This window comes from Streptomyces sp. MB09-01 (assembly GCF_033794505.1).
Classification (GTDB): Bacteria; Actinomycetota; Actinomycetes; order Streptomycetales; family Streptomycetaceae; genus Streptomyces.
The window spans coordinates 1-2,741 of record NZ_JARAYQ010000488.1 but is presented as its reverse complement, the minus strand read 5'-3'; the positions used below and the strand labels follow the sequence as shown (position 1 = coordinate 2,741).

The 2,741-nt window shown below is 72.1% G+C and carries 3 protein-coding genes; 2 read left to right on the top strand and 1 reads right to left on the bottom strand.

Annotation, left to right across the window (positions count from 1 at the left end; all coding sequences use genetic code 11):
• A partial coding sequence (locus PV721_RS42690) for a TerD family protein (protein ID WP_319734188.1) occupies window positions 1-681 on the top strand: 681 nt, incomplete at its 5' end.
• A 102-nt stretch (window positions 682-783) separates the two neighbouring features.
• Window positions 784-960 (top strand): hypothetical protein, encoded by a 177-nt coding sequence (locus PV721_RS42685; protein WP_319734186.1) that lies wholly within the window; start codon window positions 784-786, stop codon window positions 958-960.
• An 89-nt stretch (window positions 961-1,049) separates the two neighbouring features.
• On the opposite strand, the gene PV721_RS42680 is transcribed toward PV721_RS42685, so the two are convergent.
• Entirely contained in the window at window positions 1,050-2,489 is a 1,440-nt protein-coding gene (locus PV721_RS42680) for an alkaline phosphatase PhoX (protein WP_319734184.1), read from the bottom strand.
• Window positions 2,490-2,741: the final 252 nt, after the last annotated feature.

The window sequence follows — 2,741 nt, the reverse complement described above, 5'->3', positions numbered from 1 at the left end:
CCCTGGCTCGGCGGTGCCACGACCCCGACGGCCCCCGTCACCCCGGCCGCGCCGGTTCCGGCTGCGGCGCCCGCCGCACCCCCGGCCGCCCCGCCCGGCACCGGGAAGATCAACCTCGACAAGGGCCGGGTCAGCCTCCAGAAGAACCAGACCGTCTCCCTGGTCAAGGGCGGCCGCCCGCTGCTCTCCCAGGTGAAGATGGGCCTGGGCTGGGAGCCCGCCTTCGGCGGCCGGGACATCGACCTCGACGCCTCCGTCATCGCGTACGGCCCCCAGCGCAACCACATCGACAGCTGCTACTTCGGCAAGCTGTCCATCCTGGGCGGCTCGGTCAAGCACTCGGGGGACAACCTCACCGGTGAGGGCGCGGGCGACGACGAGGTGATCGTCGTGGACCTCGGCCGGCTCCCCGCCGAGGCGACCGGCCTGGTCTTCACGGTCAACTCCTTCTCCGGTCAGAAGTTCACCGAGGTGGCGAAGGCCTACTGCCGCCTGATCGACGCGGCGAGCGGCGAGGAGCTGGTGCGCTTCGACCTGACCACCGCCGAGCCCCAGACCGGCGTGATGATGGCCAAGCTGATCAAGCAGTTCAGCGGCGAGTGGGAGATGACGGCCATGGGCGAGTTTGTGAAGTCGCGCACAGTGCGCGGCATGGTCAAGCCCGCCGCGCAGGCACTCTGAGCAGGTGGGCGGGCACCGGCAGCCACGGCGGCGCATCCCGGGTGATGGATGCCACGCGTAATCCGTACGTTGCTGTCAGTGCCCGCCCGTAGCCTTGAAACCATGCACCAGACACTCACGCCCGCGGGACCCGCCCGCCCGTCCGCCGCCGAGGCGAACGAGGCTATACGGCTCCTCGTCGAGACCCGGGTGGACGGCGAGTGGCCCTCGGAGGCGTATGAGTTCCTGCTCACCGAGTGGGCCGATGGCTCCCGCGCGGAGGTATCCGCAGGTCAGTGAGCGGGCGCGGGTGCCCAGGCACCCACGCCCGCCCGCGCAGGCGCCAGCCCCCGCGCTCGCGCCCTTGGGCACGCCCGGCACCGCCTGCGTCAGTGCCCGCGCCGCCACGGCCCGGTGATGGCCAGCATGATGCCCGGGCTCTGGAGGTTGGCGAACAGCGTGCGCCCGTCCGGGGAGAAGCAGACACCGGTGAATTCGGAGTACTCCGGCTCCTCGGCCGATCCGATGTTCAGCTCGTTGCGCGCCAGCGGGTAGGTGCGGCCCGAGTCGGTCGCGCCGAACAGGTGCTGCAGCCCCGATCCGTCCTCCGCGATGACCAGCCCTCCGTACGGCGACACGGTGATGTTGTCCGGGCCGTCGTAGCCGCCGTCCACCGCCTGATCGGCGTTGACGCCGATCAGGACGGTCAGCCGGACCGTGCGCCGCTTCGGGTCGTAGAACCACACCTGGCCGTCGTGCGCCGCGCCCGGGCTCTCCTCACGGGCGAAGGAGGAGACGAAGTACGCGCCTCCGTCGGCCCACCACATGCCCTCCAGCTTGCGTCCGCGCGTCACCACCCCGTCCGCGAACTGCTTGCGCACCGGCACGGTCCGGGCGTCTCGGTCCTGGACGTCCACCCAGTCGACCCCGTAGACGGTGCCGATCTTCGTGGCGCGCGAGAGGTCGTCGACGAAGCGGCCCGAGCTGTCGATGCACTTGGCTGCCTGGAGCACGCCGGCGTCGGCGGCGAGCGTACGGAGCCTGCCGCGTCCGTGGTGGAAGCCGCGGGGCGGGGTCCAGCGGTAGAGCAGCCCGTTGGGGCCGGAGGCGTCCTCGGTCAGGTACGTGTGTCCCTGGCGCGGGTCGATGACCACGGCCTCGTGGTCGTAGCGGCCGAAGGCCTTGATCGGGCGCGGGTCGCGGTTGGCGCGCCGGTCGTGCGGGTCGACCTCGAAGACGTAGCCGTGGTCCTTGGTCATGCCGTTCTTGCCGGCGAGGTCGGAGTTCTCCTCGCAGGTCAGCCAGGTGTCCCAGGGGGTGGCGCCGCCCGCGCAGTTGGTGGACGTACCGGCGATGCCCACCCATTCGGCGACCTCGCCGCCGCGCCGGACCTCGACGACCGTGCAGCCGCCGGCCGCGGCCGGATCGTAGACCAGGCCCTCGGTGAGCGGGACGGGGTGGGTCCAGCCCGAACGGGGGCCCTTGAGCTCGTGGTTGTTGACGAGCAGGGTGACTCCTCGGTGGCCCGCGAAGGCGGCGGTCCCGTCGTGGTTGGACGGGGTGCTCTCGCCGGACTCCAGGGTGGTGACCCCGCTGTGCGTGATCACGCGGTACGTGAACCCGGCGGGGAGGGCGAGGATGCCGGCCGGGTCGGGGACGAGCGGGCCGTAGCCGGGCTCGCAGGGCCGTCCGTGCTCGTCGCGGTGGGTGCTGTCGTCGGCCGCCAGCGCTCCCGGGGCGGTGGCGAGGGCACCGACCGTCCCGGTGAGCGCGACTCCCGCGCCGGCGATGACGGTGCGGGCGGTGAAGTCTCTACGGCTGAGCGGCATCGGGTCTCCTGGGGGTGGGGAGGTGGTGCGCCTGTCGTGCGGTCGTCGGCGCACACGCTCTCGCCCGCACGTGAACGGCGGCTGAACTACCCACGAAGGGGATCAGTCCCCTTGCCGGGTGCCGGAATGGCCAACTCCGGCCCCAGGAACGGCGCATTGTCGCCACCCCGCCACCCCCGGCCGGGACAGCGGGGATGCTCGGGCCACCCGACCACACCTGTCACACCGACCACACCGGACACATCAGCCACC

Coding starts and splice junctions, on each gene's coding strand:
- PV721_RS42685 (WP_319734186.1), top strand. CDS start 784: ATGCACCAGACACTCACGCCCGCGGGACCCGCCCGCCCGTCCGCCGCC.
- PV721_RS42680 (WP_319734184.1), bottom strand. CDS start 2,489: ATGCCGCTCAGCCGTAGAGACTTCACCGCCCGCACCGTCATCGCCGGC.